This is a genomic window from Robertmurraya phoenicis (assembly GCF_047302285.1).
Taxonomy (GTDB): domain Bacteria; phylum Bacillota; class Bacilli; order Bacillales; family Cytobacillaceae; genus Robertmurraya.
Genome location: NZ_CP154845.1, coordinates 4,037,437 through 4,059,478, shown reverse-complemented (window position 1 = coordinate 4,059,478; position 22,042 = coordinate 4,037,437). Strand labels below are relative to the sequence as shown.

Annotated in this window: 22 protein-coding genes, 1 pseudogene and 1 other annotated feature; of the genes and pseudogenes, 16 read left to right on the top strand and 7 right to left on the bottom strand. The window is 36.8% G+C overall.

The genetic code is table 11. The features are described from left to right. Positions 1–181 precede the first annotated feature (181 nt). Both AA0X71_RS20330 and AA0X71_RS20325 read left to right on the top strand, forming a co-directional pair. Entirely contained in the window at positions 182–682 is a 501-nt protein-coding gene (locus AA0X71_RS20330) for a hypothetical protein (protein ID WP_413357094.1), read from the top strand. Positions 683–734: 52 nt separating this feature from the next. Next, entirely contained in the window at positions 735–1,358 is a 624-nt protein-coding gene (locus AA0X71_RS20325) for a hypothetical protein (RefSeq protein WP_413357093.1), read from the top strand. Between the two features lie 409 nt (positions 1,359–1,767). On the opposite strand, the gene AA0X71_RS20320 is transcribed toward AA0X71_RS20325, so the two are convergent. The 6 genes from AA0X71_RS20320 to AA0X71_RS20295 form a co-directional block, all read right to left on the bottom strand. After that, entirely contained in the window at positions 1,768–2,658 is an 891-nt protein-coding gene (locus tag AA0X71_RS20320) for a tyrosine-type recombinase/integrase (protein WP_413357092.1), read from the bottom strand. Between the two features lie 64 nt (positions 2,659–2,722). Further along, positions 2,723–3,130: a tyrosine-type recombinase/integrase gene (locus AA0X71_RS20315; RefSeq protein WP_413357091.1), complete on the bottom strand. Its 408-nt coding sequence runs from the start codon at positions 3,128–3,130 to the stop codon at positions 2,723–2,725. Then, the gene (locus AA0X71_RS20310; RefSeq protein ID WP_413357090.1) at positions 3,124–3,315 is read right to left on the bottom strand and encodes a hypothetical protein; all 192 of its coding nucleotides are present in this window, start codon (positions 3,313–3,315) and stop codon (positions 3,124–3,126) included. The genes AA0X71_RS20315 and AA0X71_RS20310 overlap by 7 nt, the downstream gene beginning before the upstream one ends. Then, positions 3,308–3,589 (bottom strand): tyrosine-type recombinase/integrase, encoded by a 282-nt coding sequence (locus AA0X71_RS20305; protein WP_413357089.1) that lies wholly within the window; start codon positions 3,587–3,589, stop codon positions 3,308–3,310. The genes AA0X71_RS20310 and AA0X71_RS20305 overlap by 8 nt, the downstream gene beginning before the upstream one ends. Then, a complete protein-coding gene (locus tag AA0X71_RS20300; protein WP_413357088.1) occupies positions 3,586–4,542 on the bottom strand; it encodes a tyrosine-type recombinase/integrase in 957 nt (318 codons plus the stop codon). The genes AA0X71_RS20305 and AA0X71_RS20300 overlap by 4 nt, the downstream gene beginning before the upstream one ends. 419 nt (positions 4,543–4,961) lie before the next feature. Further along, the gene (locus AA0X71_RS20295) at positions 4,962–5,210 is read right to left on the bottom strand and encodes a Tn3 family transposase (RefSeq protein WP_413357087.1); all 249 of its coding nucleotides are present in this window, start codon (positions 5,208–5,210) and stop codon (positions 4,962–4,964) included. 813 nt (positions 5,211–6,023) lie between these two features. Between AA0X71_RS20295 and AA0X71_RS20290 the strand changes: the two genes are divergently transcribed. Further along, positions 6,024–6,425 (top strand): S-layer homology domain-containing protein, encoded by a 402-nt coding sequence (locus AA0X71_RS20290; protein WP_413357086.1) that lies wholly within the window; start codon positions 6,024–6,026, stop codon positions 6,423–6,425. Positions 6,426–6,912: 487 nt separating this feature from the next. Here AA0X71_RS20290 and yfkAB read toward each other — a convergent pair whose 3' ends face one another. Continuing rightward, positions 6,913–8,034 (bottom strand): radical SAM/CxCxxxxC motif protein YfkAB, encoded by a 1,122-nt coding sequence (yfkAB, locus tag AA0X71_RS20285; protein WP_413357085.1) that lies wholly within the window; start codon positions 8,032–8,034, stop codon positions 6,913–6,915. A gap of 215 nt (positions 8,035–8,249) precedes the next feature. On the opposite strand from yfkAB, the gene AA0X71_RS20280 reads away from it, so the two are divergent. From AA0X71_RS20280 to AA0X71_RS20220, 13 genes and pseudogenes are all read left to right on the top strand, one after another. Next, complete coding sequence (locus AA0X71_RS20280; protein ID WP_019155252.1) at positions 8,250–8,435, top strand: SE1561 family protein; 186 nt, start codon at positions 8,250–8,252, stop codon at positions 8,433–8,435. A gap of 1,023 nt (positions 8,436–9,458) precedes the next feature. Beyond that, positions 9,459–11,003: a fumarate hydratase gene (locus tag AA0X71_RS20275; RefSeq protein WP_413357084.1), complete on the top strand. Its 1,545-nt coding sequence runs from the start codon at positions 9,459–9,461 to the stop codon at positions 11,001–11,003. A gap of 155 nt (positions 11,004–11,158) precedes the next feature. Further along, the gene (locus AA0X71_RS20270) at positions 11,159–11,686 is read left to right on the top strand and encodes a CueP family metal-binding protein (RefSeq protein WP_413357083.1); all 528 of its coding nucleotides are present in this window, start codon (positions 11,159–11,161) and stop codon (positions 11,684–11,686) included. A gap of 116 nt (positions 11,687–11,802) precedes the next feature. Further along, a complete protein-coding gene (locus tag AA0X71_RS20265; RefSeq protein ID WP_413357082.1) occupies positions 11,803–12,726 on the top strand; it encodes an ArsR/SmtB family transcription factor in 924 nt (307 codons plus the stop codon). Between the two features lie 11 nt (positions 12,727–12,737). Continuing rightward, positions 12,738–13,976, top strand: coding sequence for an MFS transporter (locus AA0X71_RS20260; protein ID WP_413357081.1), 1,239 nt, complete (start codon positions 12,738–12,740; stop codon positions 13,974–13,976). 75 nt (positions 13,977–14,051) lie between these two features. After that, on the top strand, positions 14,052–14,864 hold the full coding sequence (gene pdaA, locus AA0X71_RS20255; protein WP_413357080.1) for a delta-lactam-biosynthetic de-N-acetylase: 813 nt from the start codon (positions 14,052–14,054) through the stop codon (positions 14,862–14,864). A 333-nt stretch (positions 14,865–15,197) separates the two neighbouring features. Continuing rightward, a complete protein-coding gene (locus AA0X71_RS20250; protein WP_413357079.1) occupies positions 15,198–16,046 on the top strand; it encodes a DNA-3-methyladenine glycosylase family protein in 849 nt (282 codons plus the stop codon). A 34-nt stretch (positions 16,047–16,080) separates the two neighbouring features. Then, positions 16,081–17,469, top strand: coding sequence for a 23S rRNA (uracil(1939)-C(5))-methyltransferase RlmD (gene rlmD, locus AA0X71_RS20245; RefSeq protein WP_413357078.1), 1,389 nt, complete (start codon positions 16,081–16,083; stop codon positions 17,467–17,469). Positions 17,470–17,588: 119 nt separating this feature from the next. Further along, positions 17,589–18,032, top strand: a pseudogene (locus AA0X71_RS20240) (protein kinase); the annotation flags it as partial. A 281-nt stretch (positions 18,033–18,313) separates the two neighbouring features. Further along, positions 18,314–18,539, top strand: a binding site (T-box leader). A 57-nt stretch (positions 18,540–18,596) separates the two neighbouring features. After that, positions 18,597–19,049, top strand: coding sequence for an HIT family protein (locus AA0X71_RS20235; protein WP_413357077.1), 453 nt, complete (start codon positions 18,597–18,599; stop codon positions 19,047–19,049). Further along, on the top strand, positions 19,042–19,854 hold the full coding sequence (locus AA0X71_RS20230; RefSeq protein WP_413357076.1) for a protein phosphatase 2C domain-containing protein: 813 nt from the start codon (positions 19,042–19,044) through the stop codon (positions 19,852–19,854). Before AA0X71_RS20235 ends, AA0X71_RS20230 begins: the two co-directional genes overlap by 8 nt. Before the next feature lie 259 nt (positions 19,855–20,113). Then, positions 20,114–20,890 carry a class I SAM-dependent methyltransferase gene (locus tag AA0X71_RS20225; protein WP_413357075.1) on the top strand — a complete coding sequence of 259 codons (777 nt, stop codon included), beginning with the start codon at positions 20,114–20,116 and terminating at the stop codon, positions 20,888–20,890. Positions 20,891–21,040: 150 nt separating this feature from the next. Then, on the top strand, positions 21,041–22,027 hold the full coding sequence (locus tag AA0X71_RS20220) for a phosphotransferase (protein ID WP_413357074.1): 987 nt from the start codon (positions 21,041–21,043) through the stop codon (positions 22,025–22,027). Positions 22,028–22,042: the final 15 nt, after the last annotated feature.

Sequence of the window (22,042 nt, the reverse complement as noted above, 5' to 3'; positions counted from 1 at the left end):
ACCATTCGTAAAGCATCTATCTACATTTTTAGATAGATGCTTTTTGTTGTACTCAAGAAACAACTTACTTTTTTAATTACTCTGTACTTTAAAAATTTTAAAAATATATTGTCAAAACAACCTAAATGTTCTACGGTAAATTAAATTAATGTATTTTTTTAACAAAAAAGGAGGCGTTTTCATGTTGGTTGCAAAATTAAAAATAAATTTTAGAAAGTTGCTACTTGGCTCCTTAATATTCATCTTAGTATGTCCATCTCAGATCTTCGGAGCAACATTCGGTACTGTTGGTATTAATACTGGTTGTAGTTATCCTTGTGATGGTTATTATGCAAATCATTTTAATGCACAAATAATTGCTACAAGTGTTTCTGGAATAAACTATTATCGAACAAGCCAATTTAGAGCAACAATGACACAAGCTAATCAAAACGGTGATCGATGGACAATTCTTTCTCTTATGGTTTATTCTGAAGGAGGGCGTCTATTTACAGATACGTCAAAAGCTTCTACATATTCAACTGCATCATATTCAAGTTACTGGATGCCAATCAATCGGTCCGTATTATTAGCAAAGGGAAATAACAGAACAGAATTTCAAATGAAGTATAGTTTAAAAAACACTTCTGGAACAATAGTAGAAACTTGGTATCCAATAAGGAGATCCAGTAATATCCAATAGTATAAAAAATCTTTAATTTAAAATTATCTAGTACTAAAAGGAGGGCTTACCTTTGAAGAAGAAAATATATATAAGTATAGTAATCGCTACTTTTTTGATTTTGCTTTTGGTGAATAATGATATCACATCTCGTGGATATGCTGATAAATTATATAATCTAGAAGGTTATAAGTTTACTTTGTCACAGCTGACTGAAGAGAACGAAATACAGAATTTAAGTTTTATTATAGATTCAAATGGTCATTTTTGTTCAAAAATTTTGAATGGAAATTATAAGGGTAATTTTGAGGCTTGGGATGGTGAAACATTTTATCGATACGATGCACAGAATAAGCACTTAACTAAAATAAAGAACAAACCTGGAGAGAAAGTAATTAGTCATCCTTTCTTTAGCGAAGTAATAAATCAAAGAATTAGTTTAGATATAAAGGAAGAAAAATTGAAGAAACAATTTTTCGGTGATGTATTTATTAAGAACTCCAAGAAAGCTGATTATGTAATAAAGGAAAAGATTAACTTTAACAAAGAAATAAACCATCCAGAAAAATACGAAAAGATTGTTAATGATGAAGTTAAAGAATACATTGAGATGAAAAATATGACTAAATATCAAAAATCAATAGACATTGATTCAATATTAAAGCTTGATAAAAATGTTGAAATTTTAGATTTATAATCTTCGTATTTAAAATGTAGAACGTGAAAGTAAAAGATTTATCATGAATAAGATAATAAAATAATTTGAGTAAATAATTAATTAATTTAAGGTACTGATACAGTTAGTTATTTTTGCAGAAGAATTGTCAATCAAAATAAAGAAGCTCATATTTCATGACCTAAGTTATCCATACCTAAAAAAAATCCAAACCTTTTACAAAAATACTTGATACCTAGGCATTTTAATGAAAAAAGGTTTGGATTTTTTCTTTACTTTTTCATTGTTTTAACACCGCAGAATTCAGCCAGTCCTTCTTTTGCATTTTTCCATTTCTTTAATACCTTTTTGTCGTTTTCAGCTTCTAGTGTGCAAGGGCTTTTAATTCCTGCTCCATGGTAACGTCAAGATATACCATTGTGGTTTGTAACTATTCATGCCCTAACATAAATGAAATTTGTACGATATTCATTCCATCTTCCAACCAGTGTGATGCCTTGGCATGCCTTAACTGATGAGCATGAAGATCTCGCGGAACTTCATCACATATTTCAAGTGCGGTACGGGCATGTTTTTTCAGTTGCTTGTTTACCGCAGTCTGACTCATATTTCCCTGTAATCCGGTGTTCCTTGAATAAAAAATATAATCCTCCGGATTTGGGGTATCACTATGGAATTCTTTCAGGTATTTCTTTAAATGTGCAACTGCCTTGGGCAGAAGATACAAGGTCCTTATTTTTCTTCCCTTTCCAATGATGGTGACACTTGGCTTGTCTGCATCCAAATGTAGCTGCTCAATTTTTAAAGACAGAATTTCATCTATTTTGGCGGCGGTGCTATATATGATAATCATAAGTGCCAGATCTCTTCGCCCTGCTTTTGTGGATAAATCCGGAACCGATAACAATACCTGTACTGCTTTTTTGCTCATTCCTTTTACTTTTTTGCGTACTTCTTTTTTTCGTGGAATTCTTGTTGCATCCTCAGAAAGATATAATAGGGAGATGTCCCTACTACCCAAGTATTTTAGGAATGATCTTAGGGATGCCAACCGGTTATTACATGTTTCTGGACTACAGTTTCTCTGTTCCATTAGCCATTGTAGCCATTCCTCTATTATTATTCTACTAAAACATCCACCACATAGACTTTCTGTCCTAATTCCTTTTTCTGTCTCCAAAAAACCAATGTATAAGGCAAGTGCGTACTGATATGACTTCAATGTTTGGCTACTGTGGGTTTTCTGGGAAGGGACGTATTCATTCAAAAAGGCATTGATATGCCGTGCGATTATGATGGATTCATTCGACGCTTTTTTCATAATCCATCTCTGGAACAATGCTTTCAAAATCTATTCCTGTCTTTTCATCCAAAATGTCAACCATTCATGGAACAAGAGAATAGTAATACTTTGTACTCTCCAGTGTGCTATGTCCCATGCTTTTGCTTAGATAAAGCAGTTTTGCATTAAATCCAAAGCCTTCATCTGTCCACCGGTTAATGTTTTCTATGACATAATGATGTCTGAGTTCATATGCAGTTGCATAAGAGCTGTTATATTTATTCCATAATTTCCGGAAGTTTGTCTGTACCCAGTTCCTAGTATGGAAAGAGTTGCCCCTTGCGGGGAAAAAATATTCCCTCTGAGGATACTGCTTACGTATAGCTGCATCATAGGTTTTCAAAAGTTCAAGTATTGAGTCGTGCAACGCTACATAAGGCTGGGCATGCCCTTGGGAATAATGGATGTCAAGAATCCCATGTCGTAAGTCGACATCCCCAACCCTTAACATTTATGACACCACCCCTCCACCATTTCTTGAGACAGAATAGTAGTTTCTGGATACTGTTTCTTGCAGTATCGGTCAAATAGGAGAAGGTTTATTTCATAAGAAGCTTCATTCCAATGTTTGGATGCTTTCTGGTAGGAAACAAATGCCTGCATGAGCGGTGCAAGAAAGGAAGTGAATTTATTCATTGTAGAACACCTCCTTTGACACAGGAAATTGTTCTATGGAGATAGAGCATTCCTTAAGGTGCAGAAAATCTGCGCTTAGATATGCTTCAAGTGAATCCGGCGAAGTGTGACCAAGTGTTCTGCTTATGACAGGTTGTGGGATTCCATTTCCTAAAAGGGCGGTGGCCAAGTGATGGCGGAAGATATGGAACCCTTTCCGGTCACCTTTTTTCTGTCGAATGCCTGCAACTTTCATGATCCTGCCTGACACATTACCAATGCTTCTACTATTCAATCGATTGTATGGTTTATTTTGCGAAACAAAGAGATACCTACTTTCTGTCCCGGTCGCTCAGATGTCAGATATTCATATATGGCATTACCAACAACCGCTGTTAAAGGAAGCTCGAAAGAAAGCTCCTTTTTCTGCTGTTTTACATAAATTAAATCCCTGTCCCAGTCAATGGAGTTTAGTGTCAATCCTGCAATATCGCAGCCACGCAGTCCCGTGTATAGTGCTAATATTCCAATAGCTTTATCTCGGAGTGTTAGTAAATTATCAGCATCTGCCAATGTACTCTTAAATTCCTGTATTTCCTCGACTGTTAGGTACTGTATGTTCTTTCTGGTTTCCCGTAAGGCGGGAAGGAATGCCAAGATCCGAGAACAAGTTTGCGGATGATAAGGGATGCACGCCTTCAATACCGCGGCAATATTCTTTTTGTAAGAACAGCTCTTGAGCAGTGTATCATCCTGAGATATAAATATTGAAAGTACGGCTTCTTCTGTAATTTTATCTAGGCTGTCCATTCCTTTTTGTTGGAGTGATAGGAAGAAAGTGGCTCCATTATGGGATTCAGTATAAATGGTGGTATTTTTCTTGCCACGTTTCCTTTCTGCTTCACAGTAATAGTCAATAACAGATTTGAATTCTGGTGACAAAAATGGATAAGCACCTCTTTTGAATAGTTCGTGCCTGCGTCTTCTATCCGGATATCTACCATGAACATCAAACTGTCCAACAGCTCCGATGATAGTCCGCTTATCTCGTAGATAATCAGGTGAGTGCAATGTTTTGGTGTACTCCAGATATACATCTGTATAGCATGACCATTCTTTTGAATCCCAAACTGATAGGATCTTTTTAATCTCCCGTTTAATCCTGTCAACGTATGTTTTTGAGTAACCATCGGTTTCCATGTAGGAAATGAGTTTGGGATAATTATCCCTTAGGTTTTGCACAATCATTTGTATGCTCCTTTTTATTTAATAGAAAGAGCATACACAGAATGAAAAAAATCCAAACCTTTTTTCATCAAAATCCCTTAAATATCAGGCATATTTGAAAAAGGTTTGGATTTTATTAAGGTTTGGATAACGAAAGAAATCCAAACGTTTGGATTTCCTTCGACATTCTTCTGCTTTTTATTTGTAAATGAAGAGATCTAATACGAAAGCTATTCAAGAATATTAGGACACAAAGACATTCAAATTACTATGAATCACAATTTTTATGTCACAAAAAAGATGGATGTATCCATCATGGCAGACAGATCATCACGAAGCTAGGCGTAAATCTTCCAGGAGTCCTCGTCTCTCCGTCTTGAATCCCATCGATTCATGATCCATCGAATCTTTTCAACATCTAACATTCGAATTACTCCTTATTATATCGAGGATTTACTTTTTTCTCTTTTTACAGGCACACCGAATGGAAGTTTTGGCGGTTTACGATTGAGATCAGTACGATATTTTCCAAATCGGTTGACATGAGCCGTCCCATAGGGGCTCAAATAAGGAATCAGTTCTTCATCATATTCATTTCCATCTTGCATGTAGTCTTGGAGGATACAAGATAAAGTGAATACGTTGTAAAAAATGAGACAGTTAGCTACAAGATGGTTATATTTAATCATTTTTCCGGTGGTTTGCGTAACATAGCTTCTCTTGGTGATGCATTGTTTTGGCTAGTAATGGCAGTAGTGCTGCCAGTTGCATAAATTAGAAAAAAAACAAGTGGACTACCACTTTTTATCTATCATGATATCTCCTTTCTATATCACTACTTGTTTATTTTTTAATTCTGACTGTGTCCTTCAAGGATTAAGATTTCATCACTTCCTGAATGAATTCGTATGGGATCTCCTGTTCTGAATTACTTATCTCATTAAGTGAGCAACATTCAGTGATTATTCAAGTAACTGCTCTAACTGAATTACTTTCCAATATGGACATAGTGCAAGTCAGTTATCAAAAGAAAAAGATGACACTTACACTATTACATTTAGTAATAGTGAGCAAACCTTAGAACCAATATCCAAATTATTTACGTTTACTCTCCCTGCCAAAAATGAAAACTTCACCATATTTGCTAATTATAAAGGAGATAGTGAAAACTGAGGTCAATAGATACAATTGCCAGTAGCCTTGAATTTAGGACAATGTATTCTTGAGACAATACGGTTCTTAATAATGAAGTGAAAATAAGTGACATTGATGGATTTTCAGAAGATGTTCAGAAGACCGTTTACTTTATGGTTTCAAAAGGTTTCCTTACTCTAAATGGAGATGTATTTTATCCAACTGAGTCGATGGATCGAAATAATTTTACAACTGCTTTAGTTAAAATCTTTTTTTATTTAGATAGAATCTTAACAACAACTTTTACCGATGTTTAAAAAGAAAGTGAGTAATTTCCGTATATTTCCTCATCACAACATAATAATATTGTGGAAGGTTTTGAGGATAATACATTTAGAAGATTATTGAATGTTCCGGTCGAACAAGTACTTGCTATAGCCAGCAGAACATTGGTTGAAAAGAAGGGGTATAACTATCCAATAAATGAAGAGGGGTATCTTCAATTTGCGGATAAGGTTAATATTTCAGATTGGGTTATGAAAGACATTGCACTAGCAGTTCAGGTAGGTTTAATAGATGCAGGTGGCGTGCTGGGACCACAAAATGAAATTACTAAGGCTGAGGCTTCAGATTTGTTGTATAGGCTATTTATGCTGTTGTATGACATTCAACCTGCATCAATACCAGAGGGAGAGGTTCAATCTGAAGTTTTTGATCAAAACGATAATACATCGTCAAGCTCACTTATTCTTTTTTTGTCAGTTTTATAAGTAATTTTAACCTTGGTTATAGCTATAGGGTGGTTTATATGCTAAAAGAAAGCCATAACATAATAATGAAGTATAGGGAGAGATATTGAGAGCTCTCCTTTGTAATTCTCGAAGTAAATACTCCGGGTGCAATGTTAATATTTGACTATGTTTTGTTCTTTTAAGTAGATAATAAATTTGGTCAATGGAGGAGATTTAATATTTCGATAGTTCTACCATGAAATGTATGTGCAAAAATGTTTCTGTTTAATATACTAAACTTTCATTTTCCAAATAACAAAGAAGTTTTATTTAAAGTGTCTTATTTAGGTTCTTAGTTATCAAATCCTGTAGGGAAGATGCTTAAAAGGCCCTCCTAGATATCTGCCTAGAAGGCCCTTCTAATATTTATGTAACAATCAACACACCAGATTTATCATCATGCTACTTGATGCGAGGGTAGTAGATACAAGCAGGATCTGCTGTATCTCTTTCTAGGTTTTCTTGTTTACATAGAAATAGTGGCTGTTCTTTTTTGAAAATCAATGTCCTGGTAGTAGCTGTTCTTCACTAACACATTCGGTCCTAAACAGCGAACGGCTGGACAATGGCAGTTTAAACTTTTCGCTAAATCGGTTTGCATCCATTTTTCATAGGCAACCTGTAAGGAATTTGTTTGGATATTTCCAAGCGGTGGTGTATCTCCAAAATCGGTGACAATGACATCCCCTGTGAAAATATTAACATTTAACCGAGAGCGTCCGTCGGGATCATTACGAACAGTTACCTTTTTACTGTTGTAAAGTCGTTTTAAAAGGGTTAAATCTTCTTCCCTTTTATTGCATGGATAAAAAGGGAGAGTTCCAAAGAGCATCCAGGTTTCTTCGTCGCGAATGTCTAGTAGGTGATGGATCGCTGCACGAATTTCATCTAAATTTAATACTTCTAAATTTGAAGCAAAATCTGATGGGTACATCGGGTGAATCTCGTGTCTTCCGCATTTCATTTCCTCAACGATTTGACGATGGATGTCTTCTAAATGAGGTAAGGTTCTTTTGCTCAACATTGTTTCCGCTGATACCATAACGCCAGCTTCGGAAAGGGCACGGCTATTTTCGATCATCTGTTGAAAAAGAACTGCCCTCTGCTCGAAAGTAGGCTTACGTTCCATCATCGCAAATCCACCTTCAACGAAGTCCTCTAACGTTCCCCAATTATGAGAAATATGTAACACGTCTAGATAAGGTGCAATTTTTTCATAGCGCTCAAGGTCAAGGGTTAAATTCGAGTTCATTTGCGTTCGAACTCCTCTTGAATGGGCATACTGAAGTAAAGGAAGCACATATTGCTCAACGGATTTTTTCGAAAGCATGGGCTCTCCACCTGTGATGCTTAAAGAACGAAGAGTAGGAATTTCATCTAATCGTTTTGCGAGCAGTTCAAATGGAAGTCCGTTTGGATCTTTCGGCTGCAAAGTATACCCAACAGCACAATGTTCACAACGCATATTGCATAAAGTGGTGGTAGTAAATTCAATATTCGTTAACGTTAGTTTCTTATATTGCTCGATATCCATATAAGCTTCCCATGGATCGAAGCTTGGGGTAATAGCTTTTTTACTTGCGTTCATCGTAATAAAACTCCTTTTAACAAAATGATCATGGAAGACCATGTTGAAATTCACTTCGTAATTATCAGTTTGTGGGCGAGTTCTGTCAATGCTTTTCTTAAAAATATATGCTGGGAAACCTATAGATAGCAGGAATGTTGAAAATCAATATTGCGTATTAAGCGTCTTTTCTGTAGGATGGAAGACGAGTATTTGCAAAAAGGAGCGAATTTGTAGTGGGTAGTCCAATTAAAGAACAAGGCGATCAAGTCGTTTTTTTAAAGCAACGATTAACAATGTTTATGGACCTTTTAGATGCGATAGAGCCTGAAAGTACAGAATTAGAGGACATCGATCGTCTAATTTCGATCATTGATGACCTTGAATCAAAATGTCGTGAATTCAAAAACCGAGACGAATAGGTTTTATGAGGATGTTCTGTAGAGAGCATCCTTTTTTTATTGTGGGGTAACCGGGGTTCATGAGGTGGACAAAGTCGAGAGAGTATCGGGAGAAGAATGTCCTCATAGAGGGTTCATGAGGACAAAGTCGAGGGTGGATCGGGAGAAGAGTGTCCTCATGGGGTGTTCATGAGGACAAAGTCGAACGAAAACGAAGAAAGTTTGTCCTCATAGGGTGTTCATGAGGACAAAGTCAGACGAAAACGAGAAAAGTTTGTCCTCATAGAGGGTTCATGAGGACAAAGTCGAACGAGAAGGAAGAAAGTTTGTCCTCATAGAGAGTTCATGAGGACAAAGTCGAACGAGAAGGAAGAAAGTTTGTCCTCATAGAGAGTTCATGAGGACAAAGTCGAACGAAAAGGAAGAAAGTTTGTCCTCATAAGGTGTTCATGAGGACAAAGTCAGACGAAAACGAGGAAAGTTTGTCCTCATAAGGGGTTCATGAGGACAAAGTCGAACGAAAACGAGGAAAGTTTGTCCTCATAAGGGTTTCATGAGGACAAAGTCAGGCGAAAATCAGGAAAGTTTGTCCTCATAAGAGGTTCATGAGGACAAAGTCGAACGAAAAGGAAGAAAGTTTGTCCTCATAGAGAGTTCATGAGGACAAAGTCGAACGAAAAGGAAGAAAGTTTGTCCTCATAGGGTGTTCATGAGGACAAAGTCGAACGAAAAGGAAGAAAGTTTGTCCTCATAGAGAGCACAGAATGAAAAGAGGGGTCAAATTCCAGCTGCAATCCCTTACAAATTGTCTTCATAATCATTAAATTCTCCATCAATATCTTAAAAAAGTTTCCCTATTTCCAAAAAAAGAATCAGAATCACTTGTCTTTCTTTCAATTGCTGATAGGAGTATAATAAAAACCGAGGAATTATTGAAATATTCGCAAATGATTAATCTAAAGCGTTTACTTTTAACTGAGGGTAAAAAGGTAGCAGCGCTTCACGAAAGAAAGAGTTTTTCAAAAAGGGAAAGGGGAATCACGGATGAACATCGAAAAATTTCAAGACAGTATGTATGAGTTAGTTGTTGAAACTTCCACAAACTTGCCTAAGGACGTTCGTCGTGCGGTTAAAGCGGCTAAGGAAATGGAGAGTGCAGGTACTCGTGCTGCGATGAGCCTAGCAACTATTACGAATAATATAAAAATGGCGGATGATAACGTATCGCCAATTTGTCAGGATACTGGGCTTCCAACCTTTAAAATTAAAACACCAGTTGGAGTAAACCAAATCGAACTCAAAAACGCGATCCAAAACGCGATTGTGCAAGCGACAAAGGATGGAAAGCTCCGTCCAAACTCAGTCGATTCTTTAACAGGGGAAAATAGTGGAGACAATCTTGGACTCGGACTTCCAGTCGTGAAATTCGAGCAGTGGGAAAAGGATTATATTGATGCGCGCCTTATTTTAAAAGGGGGCGGCTGTGAAAATAAAAATATCCAATATAGCTTACCTTGTGAGCTTGATGGATTAGGCCGCGCTGGACGTGACTTAGACGGAATTCGTAAATGTATTATGCATTCGGTGTATCAAGCGCAAGGTCAAGGATGTAGTGCGGGCTTCATTGGCGTTGGTATTGGAGGAGACCGTTCTTCAGGTTACGACCTCGCAAAAGAACAACTTTTCCGTTCAAATGATGATGTGAATCCACACGAAGACCTTCGTAAATTAGAAGAATATATTATGGAAAATGCCAATGAATTAGGAATTGGAACGATGGGGTTTGGGGGCGAAACGACTTTACTTGGTTGTAAGATTGGCGTCATGAATCGTATTCCTGCCAGCTTCTTCGTATCTGTAGCCTATAATTGTTGGGCATTCCGTCGTCTTGGGGTAACAGTTAACCCTGAAACAGGCGAAATCAATGAATGGCTCTACCAAGAAGGAGACAAAATTGATTTTGCTCAAGAAACTGAAAAAGAAACTGCTGCTACGACTGAAACGGAAACAAAAGTGATTACTCTAAAAGCACCGATTACAGAAGATCAAATTCGTGAATTAAAGGTCGGGGATGTTGTTCGTATTGACGGCAGAATGTACACAGGTCGTGATGCGATCCATAAGCATTTATCCGAAAATGATGCTCCTGTTGATTTAAATGGTCAAATCATTTACCACTGTGGTCCGGTTATGCTGAAGGATAAGGAAGGAAATTGGCATGTAAAAGCAGCGGGACCAACGACAAGTATTCGTGAGGAGCCTTATCAAGGGGATATCATGAAGAAATTCGGTATTCGTGCGGTGATCGGAAAAGGTGGAATGGGTCCAAAGACTTTAACGGCACTAGAGGAACATGGTGGTGTCTACTTAAATGCCATTGGTGGAGCGGCTCAATACTACGCTGATTGTATCAAGTCTGTTGATGGTGTTGATTTAATGCAATTCGGGATTCCAGAAGCAATGTGGCATTTGACAGTAGAAGGCTTTACAGCAGTCGTAACGATGGATGCTCATGGAAATAGTCTTCACAAAGATGTAGATAAATCTTCCTTAGAAAAACTAGCGCAGTTTAAAGATCGAGTATTTTAATAACGGGAAAATGAAGACCAAATCAAAATCAAGAGTCTTCATTTTTTTGTCTTAAAATGTTGAAGAAATTGTGTCAAGTCGTGGAAATCGATTTTCAAGTGATGGAGAAATAGTATAATACGATAATAAGGGAATTTAAATTGAGAGGTGACAGAATGAAGTTCAAAATTTTGACTCTTATTTTGTTTGCCAGCATGTTGTTAGTAGCTTGTAGTTCTGGAAATGACACAAGTTCTAACGACAGTGAGTCGGTAGACATGAAGCAATTAGTAAATGATTATAGTACAAGGAGTATTGAAAATGAAACAGCTGCCATTACAGCTACACAATTAATCGTTACTGACGAGAACAATAAAGAAACACTTTATGACCTCCCAGAAGATGAATTTTTTGTATCCATCGCTCCTTATATCAATGAAACCCATCCTTGAATGAATCATAGCTTGACAGGTTGTCAAGGAGAATTGGTAGAACAAGAATTTGATGTATTCATTGAAGATGAAGATGGAAATGTAATTGTTGATGAAAAAATGACGTCCCTAGAGAATGGATTTATAGATTTATGGTTACCGCGTGAAAAAACGTACGCTGTTACGATTGCTCATGATGGCAAAACTGTTGAATCTGAACTTTCCACATTTGAAAAAGACGGGACTTGTATAACAACGATGCAATTAAATTAATCCAAAAACAAACGCTTATAAAAATGAGCGTTTGTTTTTTTATGAAAAAATATTGTATTTTTCAAAATAGTTCGGTTATAATCGAACTAAATAGTTAGATGGGAGTCGAACAATAAATGTCTTTTTCGATCGAATTACGTTTTCATCCTGTGTATGAACTACTAAATAGTCTAAATGTCTATGTTCAGCCTAGTTTTTATAAAAAGGTTGAGTTGGGGACAAAGTGGAGGAACGAGACTAAGAAAAAACTAAGTCATGAGTTTGCAGCTGTTTTAGAATCTGAGCAAAAGGAGGGGCTAGGCCTTTTATATGAGTACATTTTTGGCATGGAATTAAAGAATTTAGCGATTGAGCAAATCATTCAAGTACTTCTCAGAACAGAAGAAAATGAAGTAATAGACTACTCGATAAAGCATTTACATGTTCCAGAAGATAAACTAGCTTCCTATCAGGGTACCTTTCAAAATAGTCTTCAGATACTGCAAAACTGGAATGAAGAATACTTTCAACATATAGACCCCAACATCCTTTCCGCATTAGAAATGGATTCCAAGCAAAAGTTAGACCAGTTAGACAATGATCACTCAATTGAATTTGTCGAGAAAGTTACGAATGGACTGCTTCTGAGAGGATTTACGGACGTAAAGAAGGTCGTTCTTTATCCTGTGTACCACGCTAGTCCGATCAACACGTTTTCCCATTATCAACATATTCATTTTTATGGTTATCCAGTTGATCTAATCCCTACGACTGAAGAGCCTTCGCCAAACTTGATGAGAAGGAGTGTGGCTTTGTCAGATAAAAGCCGTCTGCAAATTCTTCGATATCTTGTTCAACATGAACGCAGTTTTACAGACATCGTAAAGTTTATTGGTCTTGCGAAAAGTACAGTGCATCATCATTTAGTTATTTTGCGGGCAGCTGGATTAGTTCAAGTCATTATGTCTCCGCATTCTTCAGAACGTTTTCGCCTAAGGGAAGAGGGATTAAGGGATATTTTTGAGGATTTTCAGCAATTTTTAAAACCGAATAGGGAGTAGGGGGAAGAGGGATGAAGGAGTTATTTTTGGAGCGGAAATTTGTATTTCTTTGGTTGGCGTTAGCAGCCTCTAGTTTAGGAAGCACGTTTGCAACGTTTTCGATCTCGTGGCTTGTCTATGAAATGACAGGATCGAAGATGGCGATGGGCAGTATTTGGTTATCGTTCATGCTGCCAAATATTATTATTCAAATGTTCGCAGGTCCATATTTAGATAGGTGGGATCGTAAAAAGGTGATGATTTTTTCGGAGTGGTTTCGAGCTGCTGTTTTTCTCATTCCGATTATTTTATTGCCGTTAGGTCTTCTGCAATCGTGGCATTTGTATCTCGTTTCGATCGCAATTGGTTTAGCGCAGCCTTTATTTTACCCAGCAAGTATGGCGTATGTTGCCGATATTTTACCAAAAGATAAATTAACAAAAGGGAACTCTATTTTAGAAGGAACTGGGCAGCTCATGACCTTATTAGGTCCAACATTAGGAGGAATATTGATTTCTGCCTTTAGTGTGGAATTGGTTCTTTTTGTCCTCATTTCTGCCTTAGGAATTGCGGGCGTATTATTAATGATGAACCCGAGTTCGAAGAAGGAAAAGGTGGAACAAAGAGAAAGCTGGTTTGTCCAATTTAAAGAAGGGCTCCAATTTTTCCGTATTTACCCTGTATTGTTCTGGGTCGGCGTCATGATGATGTTCATCAATTTCAGTTCAGGGGCTGCACAGCCGATGTTCTTACCTTATATCACCGATGAATTAGGAGGCACGGCCTTTCAATACGGACTTTTCACATCAGCCTTCTCCCTTGGGATGGTCGGTGGCTCATTATTAACAGGGACATTAAAAGAACCGAAAAATCGAAAGCGGGTCATGCTCGGCTCCTTATTTATGAATGGCCTATTTTTACTCGGCTTAGCTTGGACACCTTATTATTGGGTCGCGCTCGTCTTTTCTTTCGGGCAAGGATTGTTCGCGATCATTTTTAATATCAATAATACGACATTATATCAGCAAAGAGTACCTGATCATTTGAGAGGAAGAGTCTTTTCTGTGCGAATTTTACTCGCACAAGCAGGGATCCCATTTGGCGCTGCTTTAGGTGGGGTGTTTGCAGAAGTCTTTTCGATCCCTCTTTTGTTTGCGGTATTAGGAATGTTGACGATCATAACAAATTTAATTTGCTGGATGCATCCGATTTTTGAAAAACTTAACGATCAAACCATTGTGAAGACAGAAGAACATAAAGTTTCACAATAAATGTTAATAACTGTAAATCATCTTTTAGGATCTTCTAACAAAAAATAAGGAAAAAGTGTTAGGAGGACGGTTTTAATGAGACGATATATAGGTTTGTTATTCATGTTTCTGCTTGTTGCGACACCAGCATTTGCAAGTGTAAGCAATGCTCCCGTTCAATGGGGCTTTAAAAAGGGAAAAGATGAGCAACCAGCTGAAGCAGGTAAAGAGCTAGATGAGCTATTAGATAAATATGATGCTTTTTATAAAGGAGATTCGGATACGAAGGATATTTATTTAACTTTTGATAATGGTTATGAAAATGGCTATACAGCAAAATTCCTAGATGTTTTAAAAAGTGAAAAAGTGCCTGCAACTTTCTTTGTCACCGGTCATTATTTAGAAAGCCAGCCAGAATTAGTAAAGAGAATGGCGAAGGAAGGTCACATCATTGGTAACCATTCTTATTATCATCCAGATTTAACAAAGGTGGATGATGACCGTTTAAAAAGGGAGCTGGAAAAGGTACGTGCAAAGACGGAGGAAATTACTGGGATTAAAAATATGGTCTATCTTCGTCCTCCACGAGGGATTTTGAGCGAGCGAACGTTACAACTAGCAAAAGAAGAAGGCTACACACATGTGATGTGGTCTGTTGCTTTTGTTGATTGGAAGATTGACCAACAAAAAGGAGCACAATATGCCTATGATAACATCATGAGACAGATCCATCCTGGTGCCATTATCCTCCTGCATACCGTTTCGAAAGACAATGCCGATGCTTTGGAACAGGCGATTCAAGATTTGAAAAAGAAAGGTTATACATTTAAAAGTCTAGACGATCTTACAAAAAGAAAATCAACGAAAAATCCGATGTTATTTTCAAAGAAAAAGACCCACCAGAATTGAACGTCTTTTCGTTCGTTTTCGAGTTATAACGGACATGGTTGAATGGAGATAAAAGGAGAAATTCCGCTTACTAGTAAAATAACCATAGGAATAGCATAAATAGAGGAAGAAATTCCGCCTATCGACTTGAAAAACATGAAGAAAGGCGATTATCGCATGCGTAAGCGGAAAAACTTCCCTTATTTTCCCCGAAATGAGCGCCATTGAGGCATATAACAGGAAATTTTCCTTTTATTTTCGGAAGATAAGATGCCCTTCTTTAGTGAGGGGCTTTTTTCGTATTTCATATCAAAAAATGCTATAATACGAGCAAATTATGTAGGTGGGATTAGCATGCGATTTTCAGGTCCATATAATTTTGATTTGGTATTAGAGCGGCTTTCCCTTGATCCGCTTCATGCCATTGACAAGGTGAGAAGGAGCGTTAAGGTACCGCTCATGATCACCTGCGAGCCACAGGTCGTTGAAGTTACAGCAGTAGGTACAACAGATGAGCCCGAATTCGAGATCGAAAAGGCGGATGAGGAGATCATGGAAAGATTAACGCACATTTTCCAATGGAATCGCTCATTAACGGAAATTCATGAACATTTTCAAACAACCGATCTTCAGCCGATTTTTGATCAGCATCGAGGCACTCCCCTTGTATTGGATTTTGATCCTTATAATTGTCTTCTAAAGTGTATTATCCATCAACAGTTGAATTTATCTTTTGCCCATACATTAACAAAAAGGTTTGTAAAAACATTTGGCTTTGAAGTGGATGGTGTTTATTTTTACCCACAACCTGAAACAGTGGCAAGTCTAAAAGTAGAGCAATTACGAGAACTTCAATTTAGCGGACGGAAAGCAGAATATGTGATTGGAATTGCTCAGGCAATCGTGGAAGGGAAGCTTGAATTAAATAGTCTCTACGATAAATCTGATGAAGATATAATGAAAGTGTTAATTAAGTTACGTGGAGTTGGACCTTGGACGGTGCAAAACCTACTGATGTTCGGATTGGGAAGACCGAATCTTTTTCCAGTTGCCGATATAGGCTTGCAAAATGCGATGAAAAAGCTGTACAACCTTGAAAGGAAGCCAACACCCGACGAAATCGACTTTTATAAAAAGGATTGGGAGCCGTATTTAAGCTATGCCTCCCTCTATTTATGGAGAAGCATTGAAGAAGCTATGTGAATTATTGTAGAACGAATAGATGGAGATGAACAACATGAAAAAAGAACAAACAGTGAAAATACAGCCAAAGCAGACATTTCCGTTGACGATTAAGCGTCTCGGGATTAATGGAGAAGGAGTCGGTTATTTCAAGCGACAGGTCGTGTTTGTCCCTGGCGCATTGCCCGGAGAAGAAGTTGTGGTAGAGGCAACAAAAGTACAACCAAAGTTTGCCGAAGGTCGGATCAAAAAAATTAGAAAGAAGTCGCCTTTTCGTGTCCAGCCCCCATGTCCTGTTTATGAGGAATGCGGAGGGTGTCAGCTTCAGCATTTACGCTATGATCAGCAGCTGAAGGAAAAGCGAGATATTGTGATTCAGTCTCTTGAGCGACATACGAAATTGCCAGTAGCGCAAATGGACATTCGTGAAACAATCGGGATGGATGATCCATGGAATTATCGCAACAAAAGTCAATTCCAAGTAGGTAGTCGAGATGGACAAATACTTGCTGGACTATACGGAATTAATTCTCATAAGCTTGTCAATATCCAGCAATGCGTCGTCCAGCATCCGCTTACAAATAAGGCAACAGAAGCGGTAAAACGAATTTTACAGGATTTGAATATTCCGATTTATAATGAAAAGACAAGAAAAGGGATGGTTCGAACCATTGTTGCTCGTGTGGGAATTCAGACAGGAGAACTGCAAATCGTCTTAATTACAGCACAAAAAAATCTTCCGCAAAAAGAAGTGCTCGTTCAAAAAATTAAACAAGCTGTTCCAGAAGTAAAGTCAATCGTCCAAAACGTAAATGGTCAAAAGACTTCCCTTATCTTTGGCGATGAATCTGTGACATTAGAAGGTGCTGAATTTATTCAAGAGACCCTAGGCGACCTTCAATTTGAGCTATCAGCAAGGACTTTTTTCCAGCTCAATCCTGAACAAACAATTAGACTTTATAATGAGGTCAAAGATGCTGCGAAACTAACTGGTTCTGAAAAGGTCGTTGATGCCTACTGCGGTGTGGGCACGATTGGCTTATGGATTGCCGACAAGGCAGGGGAAATTCGTGGCATGGACATCATTCGAGAATCAATTGAAGATGCAAAGAAAAATGCGAAACGTCATAATATCAAGCACGCTCAATATGTGGTTGGAAAAGCGGAAGAAGTTATGCCGAAATGGGTCAAGGAAGGATGGAGGCCAGATGTGGTGATCGTCGACCCACCGCGGACGGGATTGGATCAGCAACTCTTGAAAACCATTTTACAAGTAAAACCAAAAAAAGTTGTGTATGTCTCTTGTAACCCATCTACTTTAGCAAAGGATATTGCTGTCCTAGCGCCAAAATATAAGGTTGAATACATGCAACCAGTGGACATGTTTCCTCAGACTGCTCATGTGGAAGTAGTGACGGAGTTGGTGTTGAAGTTGTCTAACTAAAATAAACTCCTCCCAGTCAAAATAAACATTACCGATTCAGATCCGGTTTTCGTAAAAATAAACATTTACGATTTCCGGGTCTTTTTAGTGTTCATCCCTTGTTTTATTATGTCAATAAAGATAATGAGGAGTATGCTTTTCTGAAATACATACCTGAGGAAGAGATAACGATTAGAGATGTTGCACAAGAGGTCTTATCAACAAAACCATGCCAAAAGATCACTCAAATTATGGGTTGTTACATGGTGATTTGTGGTTAGAGAATATATTAGTTGATCATGATTTAAAACTGTCAATGGTTGATTTTCAAGTTAGCAATAACGATATATAGTGCAATTGAGTATTCGTTTGTCGGAGGGGGCAACATAGTTGAATTTGGAAGGGGTATTACAAAAGCAATCATCGAAGGATACCAAGAGGAAGATGACTTGTCCCAAGAAATGTTAGATAAACTTCCACTATTTATTAAATTAAAAGAAGTATTTGATTACAGCTTAATGCATATGTACTGGAATAAAGAAAAGTTAACCGAAGAGCAGATAAGAATAGCAACAAGTTATCAAGGGCTAAAAAATGAGTATAATTTTAAAAGGTCATTTGGTTCATTAAACGAAAACTGCTTCTTATTAGGCTCAGTTCTAATTTTTTATTATGATTTTTTGTGGTTGAAAATAATTGTGTTTTTTAATTATGTAGAGAAAAGTCTTATCTGAATTTTCCAATGACGGTATGTGTTAGAAATAAAGATGTGAAAATTTGCACGTAAACTAATGGCAAGTTAGTTCCATGGAAAAAGTTGACTGAATGTTTAGTGTATTGTATGATTAAAAAAATTTCGCATAATATAAACACAATGATTAGGAGTATTAAGGAACCTTTATTGTATAGAGAGCTACCATTTGCTGAAAAGGTAGTCAATAAAGTCCCCAACTCGCCTATGAGTGGTTAGACTGATATGTAAGTCTAAACGGTTTACTCTCGTAAAGAAGTAATTGAGAAGGTTTGTTCAAATATTTTAAACAAACCAAGAAGAGTGGTATCGCGTTAGGGTTAATCCTGTCGTCTCTTTATGAGATGATAGGATTTTTTTTACTAAAAAATATTAAAACGGATACGGGGGAAATTTTATGGAAGAGTGTTTTATTTGTAATAAACATAATGGAACCATTAAAGTAGCTGGAAATATCATTTTTGAAGACAAACATATTTATGTTGGTCATATTGATAATGATGGAAAACCAAACTATCTAGGCCATTTAATGATTGACTTGAAGAGGCATGTCCCTACTCTTGCCGAAATGAATTCAGAAGAAGCCAAAGCATTTGGGGTAATTATGGCAAGATTAAGTAGAGCTCTTAAAGAAGTTGAAAAAGCTGAGCATGTATATGCTCTTGTGTCCGGTAATGCAGTTCCTCATCTTCATATGCATTTGGTTGCTCGCTATCCAAACACTCCTGAACGATATTGGGGTCCTTTTGCAGTCTATGACTCTCCAAATGCTAGAATGGGAGAGGAGAATGAAGTGATGCAATTGTGCAATAGAATCAAAAATTATTTAGAGACGAATCCATATGAATAAAACGGATAATACGGTTGAATACACATGGATTGGAAGCCAAGAAAATTTTATAGATGAAGTAAATGTTTATATGATAAGTCATATGGTTTTAGGACGTTTTGGAGGGAATTCAACTGCTGGTCAATATAAAAATGAAGATGGCTGTATGGTATGGGTTAATGAGAATTCAGATTATGAGTTTGTAGTGCTTTTAGATGCGCATTCTACAGCTGAAAGTGCTGAATTAATAGTGGCAACTATTCAATCCTTAAAGGATAACATCAAAAACTTACTTGCTTTTTCACCTAGGGAATCCTATGAACATCTTTATAAACTATTTTTGGCTACTTTTGATAGCAAGAATTTTAAAGAAGCTTGTAGAAATGTACAAGGAGAAACGGCCTTCTTATGTGTTGTGAGAAAATCTAAATTTCTTTGGTGGTTCTCAGTTGGCGATTGCGTACTTTATTTAGATCATCCAGAGTTATCTGCCCTAAATGAATACCAACAAAACCATCGTAGCTTCTATGAATGGATTGGAAAAGTGAATACTTTTGAATTAGAAGTACCTTGTTTCAGTTCAGGAACAAAAGAACTTAGACAAGGAAGAAATCATCTATTTTTAACTACTGACGGGCTTATAGAATGTCCTAACACAAATTTTAATAATCCAATTGAAATATTTAGACCATTTGGTAATTTTACTGATGATGAAAGTGTACGGAAGTTGTTGGAGGAAATAAAGAAGAATAATGTCCGTGATAGCACGACAATCTTATCATGGTTTGTTGACATTAACGAATTAGGAAGTAAACCAAGCAATTGAGGTTATTTTACAAACGGGGGCATTGCTTAAAGAAGGAGAAATGTCCCTTTTACAGAAGTTATAGAACTAAACTGCTCCATAGTTGAATAGTAAGTGAACGAATTATAAGAAAAACTTATGTTTGATAATAATTATTATAATATTTACTTATTGATCCTTCGGTATAAAATTGGAGATAGAAGGTATTGCTAATGAATTCGATGCTAATGTAATTAAACCTTCCTAATGAAATGGTCTGAAGTTGAAATGGGGGATTTTAGTGGGGATTGATTTTCATAATGAGAAAAATCGTAATACTTATTCAACTCGAAAAGCAGATATTTCGTGGGTTAATGCTATAAAGGGCTTGGCACAGTTCAACGATATCTCCAAGGCGTTGGATATAGGATGTGGTGGTGGAATTTATTCTAAGGTACTATCTGATATGGGAGCGATTTCTGTTACTGGAGTCGATTTTTCCGAAGAAATACTTAAAGGTGCAAGAGAATACTGTAAAGAGTATCAAAACATAGTATTTGAGCAAGGTGATGCCCTCCATACGGGCTTAAAAAGTAACGATTACAATTTACTTCTTGAAAGAGCATTGATACATCATATATATGATTTACAAAAATGCATTGAAGAGTCATATAGACTGTTGAAGGACAATGGCATTTATATTATTCAAGACCGTACACCTGAAGATTGCCTATTAAAAGGTAATGAAAGTAATATTAGAGGATATTTCTTTGAACTATATCCACAATTAATTGAGAAAGAGACTAAACGCAGATACACCAGCCATTTTGTATTAAATACTCTAAAGCAAGTTGGATTTAGAGAACTTCAAGAAGTTCAGTTGTGGGAAACAAGAAAAGTCTATAAGAATAAAGAGCAATTACTAAAAGACTTGAGTGAAAGAGCAGGGAGAAGTATTTTACACGAATTAGACGATAAGGAATTAAACTTATTAATTAATTATATAGATGAATCAATTTCAACTGAAAATAACTTAATTGAAAAAGATAGATGGACAATTTGGAAAGCAGTAAAATAACAGCGTGAATTGATAAGTTTGCGAAAAAATGTACTTACACGAACGGGTACGTTTGTAAGGTAAGGCAGTCGCTATTTCACTAACGCCCGTTAGTTGAAGAAGAAGTTCCATTTCTAGGGGGAAACTTAATACCGGGGAGGAAGATTATATATGATTATAAAGAAATCACCTAATGAGATTTTTCTAGAGCTAAAAGAAGCAACCGAGTTTATGTTTGGTTTACATTTGGATTCCCCAATTCAAAACAATCTAGGATTCTTAAATTTAAAATGGAAAGTTCAATCGGAACAGGGTCAATTATTAATTAAGCAGCTAAGTAAAGAAAGGTATACATCAAGTAACTATATATTAGAACAGGAAATTGCCATACATGAACAGTTAAGACAGTACAAAAATGGAACACTTTGTCCTAAAGTATTAAAATACAAAGATAATGTCATACATAAAAGCTCAAGCGGAGAAAGATTTATTATTATGGAGTATGTAGATGGTGAGAATCTTCGACCGGGTACATTAAATGTGAAACAGATGTATAGTCTAGGCAAAATGAATGGTCATATGCACAATGTTTCCAATGATGGTACATACAAAAATGATAGCATACCAAAATTTATTCCTCCGAGTGTTGAACAACGCATGGACTATTGGAAATCTTTATATAATACTGTTGAAGAAAATGATATGTTTGCCGAGTTGGTAGAAATCCAAATCAAAGCAACTAAACAATTTAACTTAGATATGGTAAACTCAAGTGTTACAGGTTGGTCGCACCGTGATGTGTGGGTTGACAATATTCTATTTATTGGTGATCAGTTATCATCGATTCTTGATTTCGATCGTTTTGCTTTTGATTATCCTGAATTAGATATTGCAAGAGCAATAATGTCAGGGGCATTCAATGGAAGTACTTTAAATTCAAATAGTGCTAAAGCTTTTTTAGAAGGGTATAGATCAACGAGAAACCTTGAAAAAGGGGTATTTGCTCGTTCTCTTTATTTATTGTGGTATTTAGAAAGTACTTGGTGGATACATCCTAAACTCAGTCTTGAAAGATACCAAGTAGTACAATTCCAAAATGAAATGATTTGGTTAGCAAAAAATCTTCCTGAGTTAAAAACGATGTATGGATCTTGGTAAAGATTGCGGGGAGAT

Bases quoted from the DNA above. Each gene is read 5' to 3' on its own strand.
- AA0X71_RS20330 (WP_413357094.1), top strand. From the start codon at position 182: ATGTTGGTTGCAAAATTAAAAATAAATTTTAGAAAGTTGCTACTTGGC.
- AA0X71_RS20320 (WP_413357092.1), bottom strand. From the start codon at position 2,658: ATGAAAAAAGCGTCGAATGAATCCATCATAATCGCACGGCATATCAAT.
- AA0X71_RS20315 (WP_413357091.1), bottom strand. From the start codon at position 3,130: ATGTTAAGGGTTGGGGATGTCGACTTACGACATGGGATTCTTGACATC.
- AA0X71_RS20310 (WP_413357090.1), bottom strand. From the start codon at position 3,315: ATGAATAAATTCACTTCCTTTCTTGCACCGCTCATGCAGGCATTTGTT.
- AA0X71_RS20300 (WP_413357088.1), bottom strand. From the start codon at position 4,542: ATGATTGTGCAAAACCTAAGGGATAATTATCCCAAACTCATTTCCTAC.
- AA0X71_RS20295 (WP_413357087.1), bottom strand. From the start codon at position 5,210: ATGATTAAATATAACCATCTTGTAGCTAACTGTCTCATTTTTTACAAC.
- yfkAB (WP_413357085.1), bottom strand. From the start codon at position 8,034: ATGAACGCAAGTAAAAAAGCTATTACCCCAAGCTTCGATCCATGGGAA.
- AA0X71_RS20275 (WP_413357084.1), top strand. From the start codon at position 9,459: ATGAACATCGAAAAATTTCAAGACAGTATGTATGAGTTAGTTGTTGAA.
- AA0X71_RS20265 (WP_413357082.1), top strand. From the start codon at position 11,803: ATGTCTTTTTCGATCGAATTACGTTTTCATCCTGTGTATGAACTACTA.
- AA0X71_RS20260 (WP_413357081.1), top strand. From the start codon at position 12,738: ATGAAGGAGTTATTTTTGGAGCGGAAATTTGTATTTCTTTGGTTGGCG.
- pdaA (WP_413357080.1), top strand. From the start codon at position 14,052: ATGAGACGATATATAGGTTTGTTATTCATGTTTCTGCTTGTTGCGACA.
- AA0X71_RS20250 (WP_413357079.1), top strand. From the start codon at position 15,198: ATGCGATTTTCAGGTCCATATAATTTTGATTTGGTATTAGAGCGGCTT.
- rlmD (WP_413357078.1), top strand. From the start codon at position 16,081: ATGAAAAAAGAACAAACAGTGAAAATACAGCCAAAGCAGACATTTCCG.
- AA0X71_RS20235 (WP_413357077.1), top strand. From the start codon at position 18,597: ATGGAAGAGTGTTTTATTTGTAATAAACATAATGGAACCATTAAAGTA.
- AA0X71_RS20230 (WP_413357076.1), top strand. From the start codon at position 19,042: ATGAATAAAACGGATAATACGGTTGAATACACATGGATTGGAAGCCAA.
- AA0X71_RS20220 (WP_413357074.1), top strand. From the start codon at position 21,041: ATGATTATAAAGAAATCACCTAATGAGATTTTTCTAGAGCTAAAAGAA.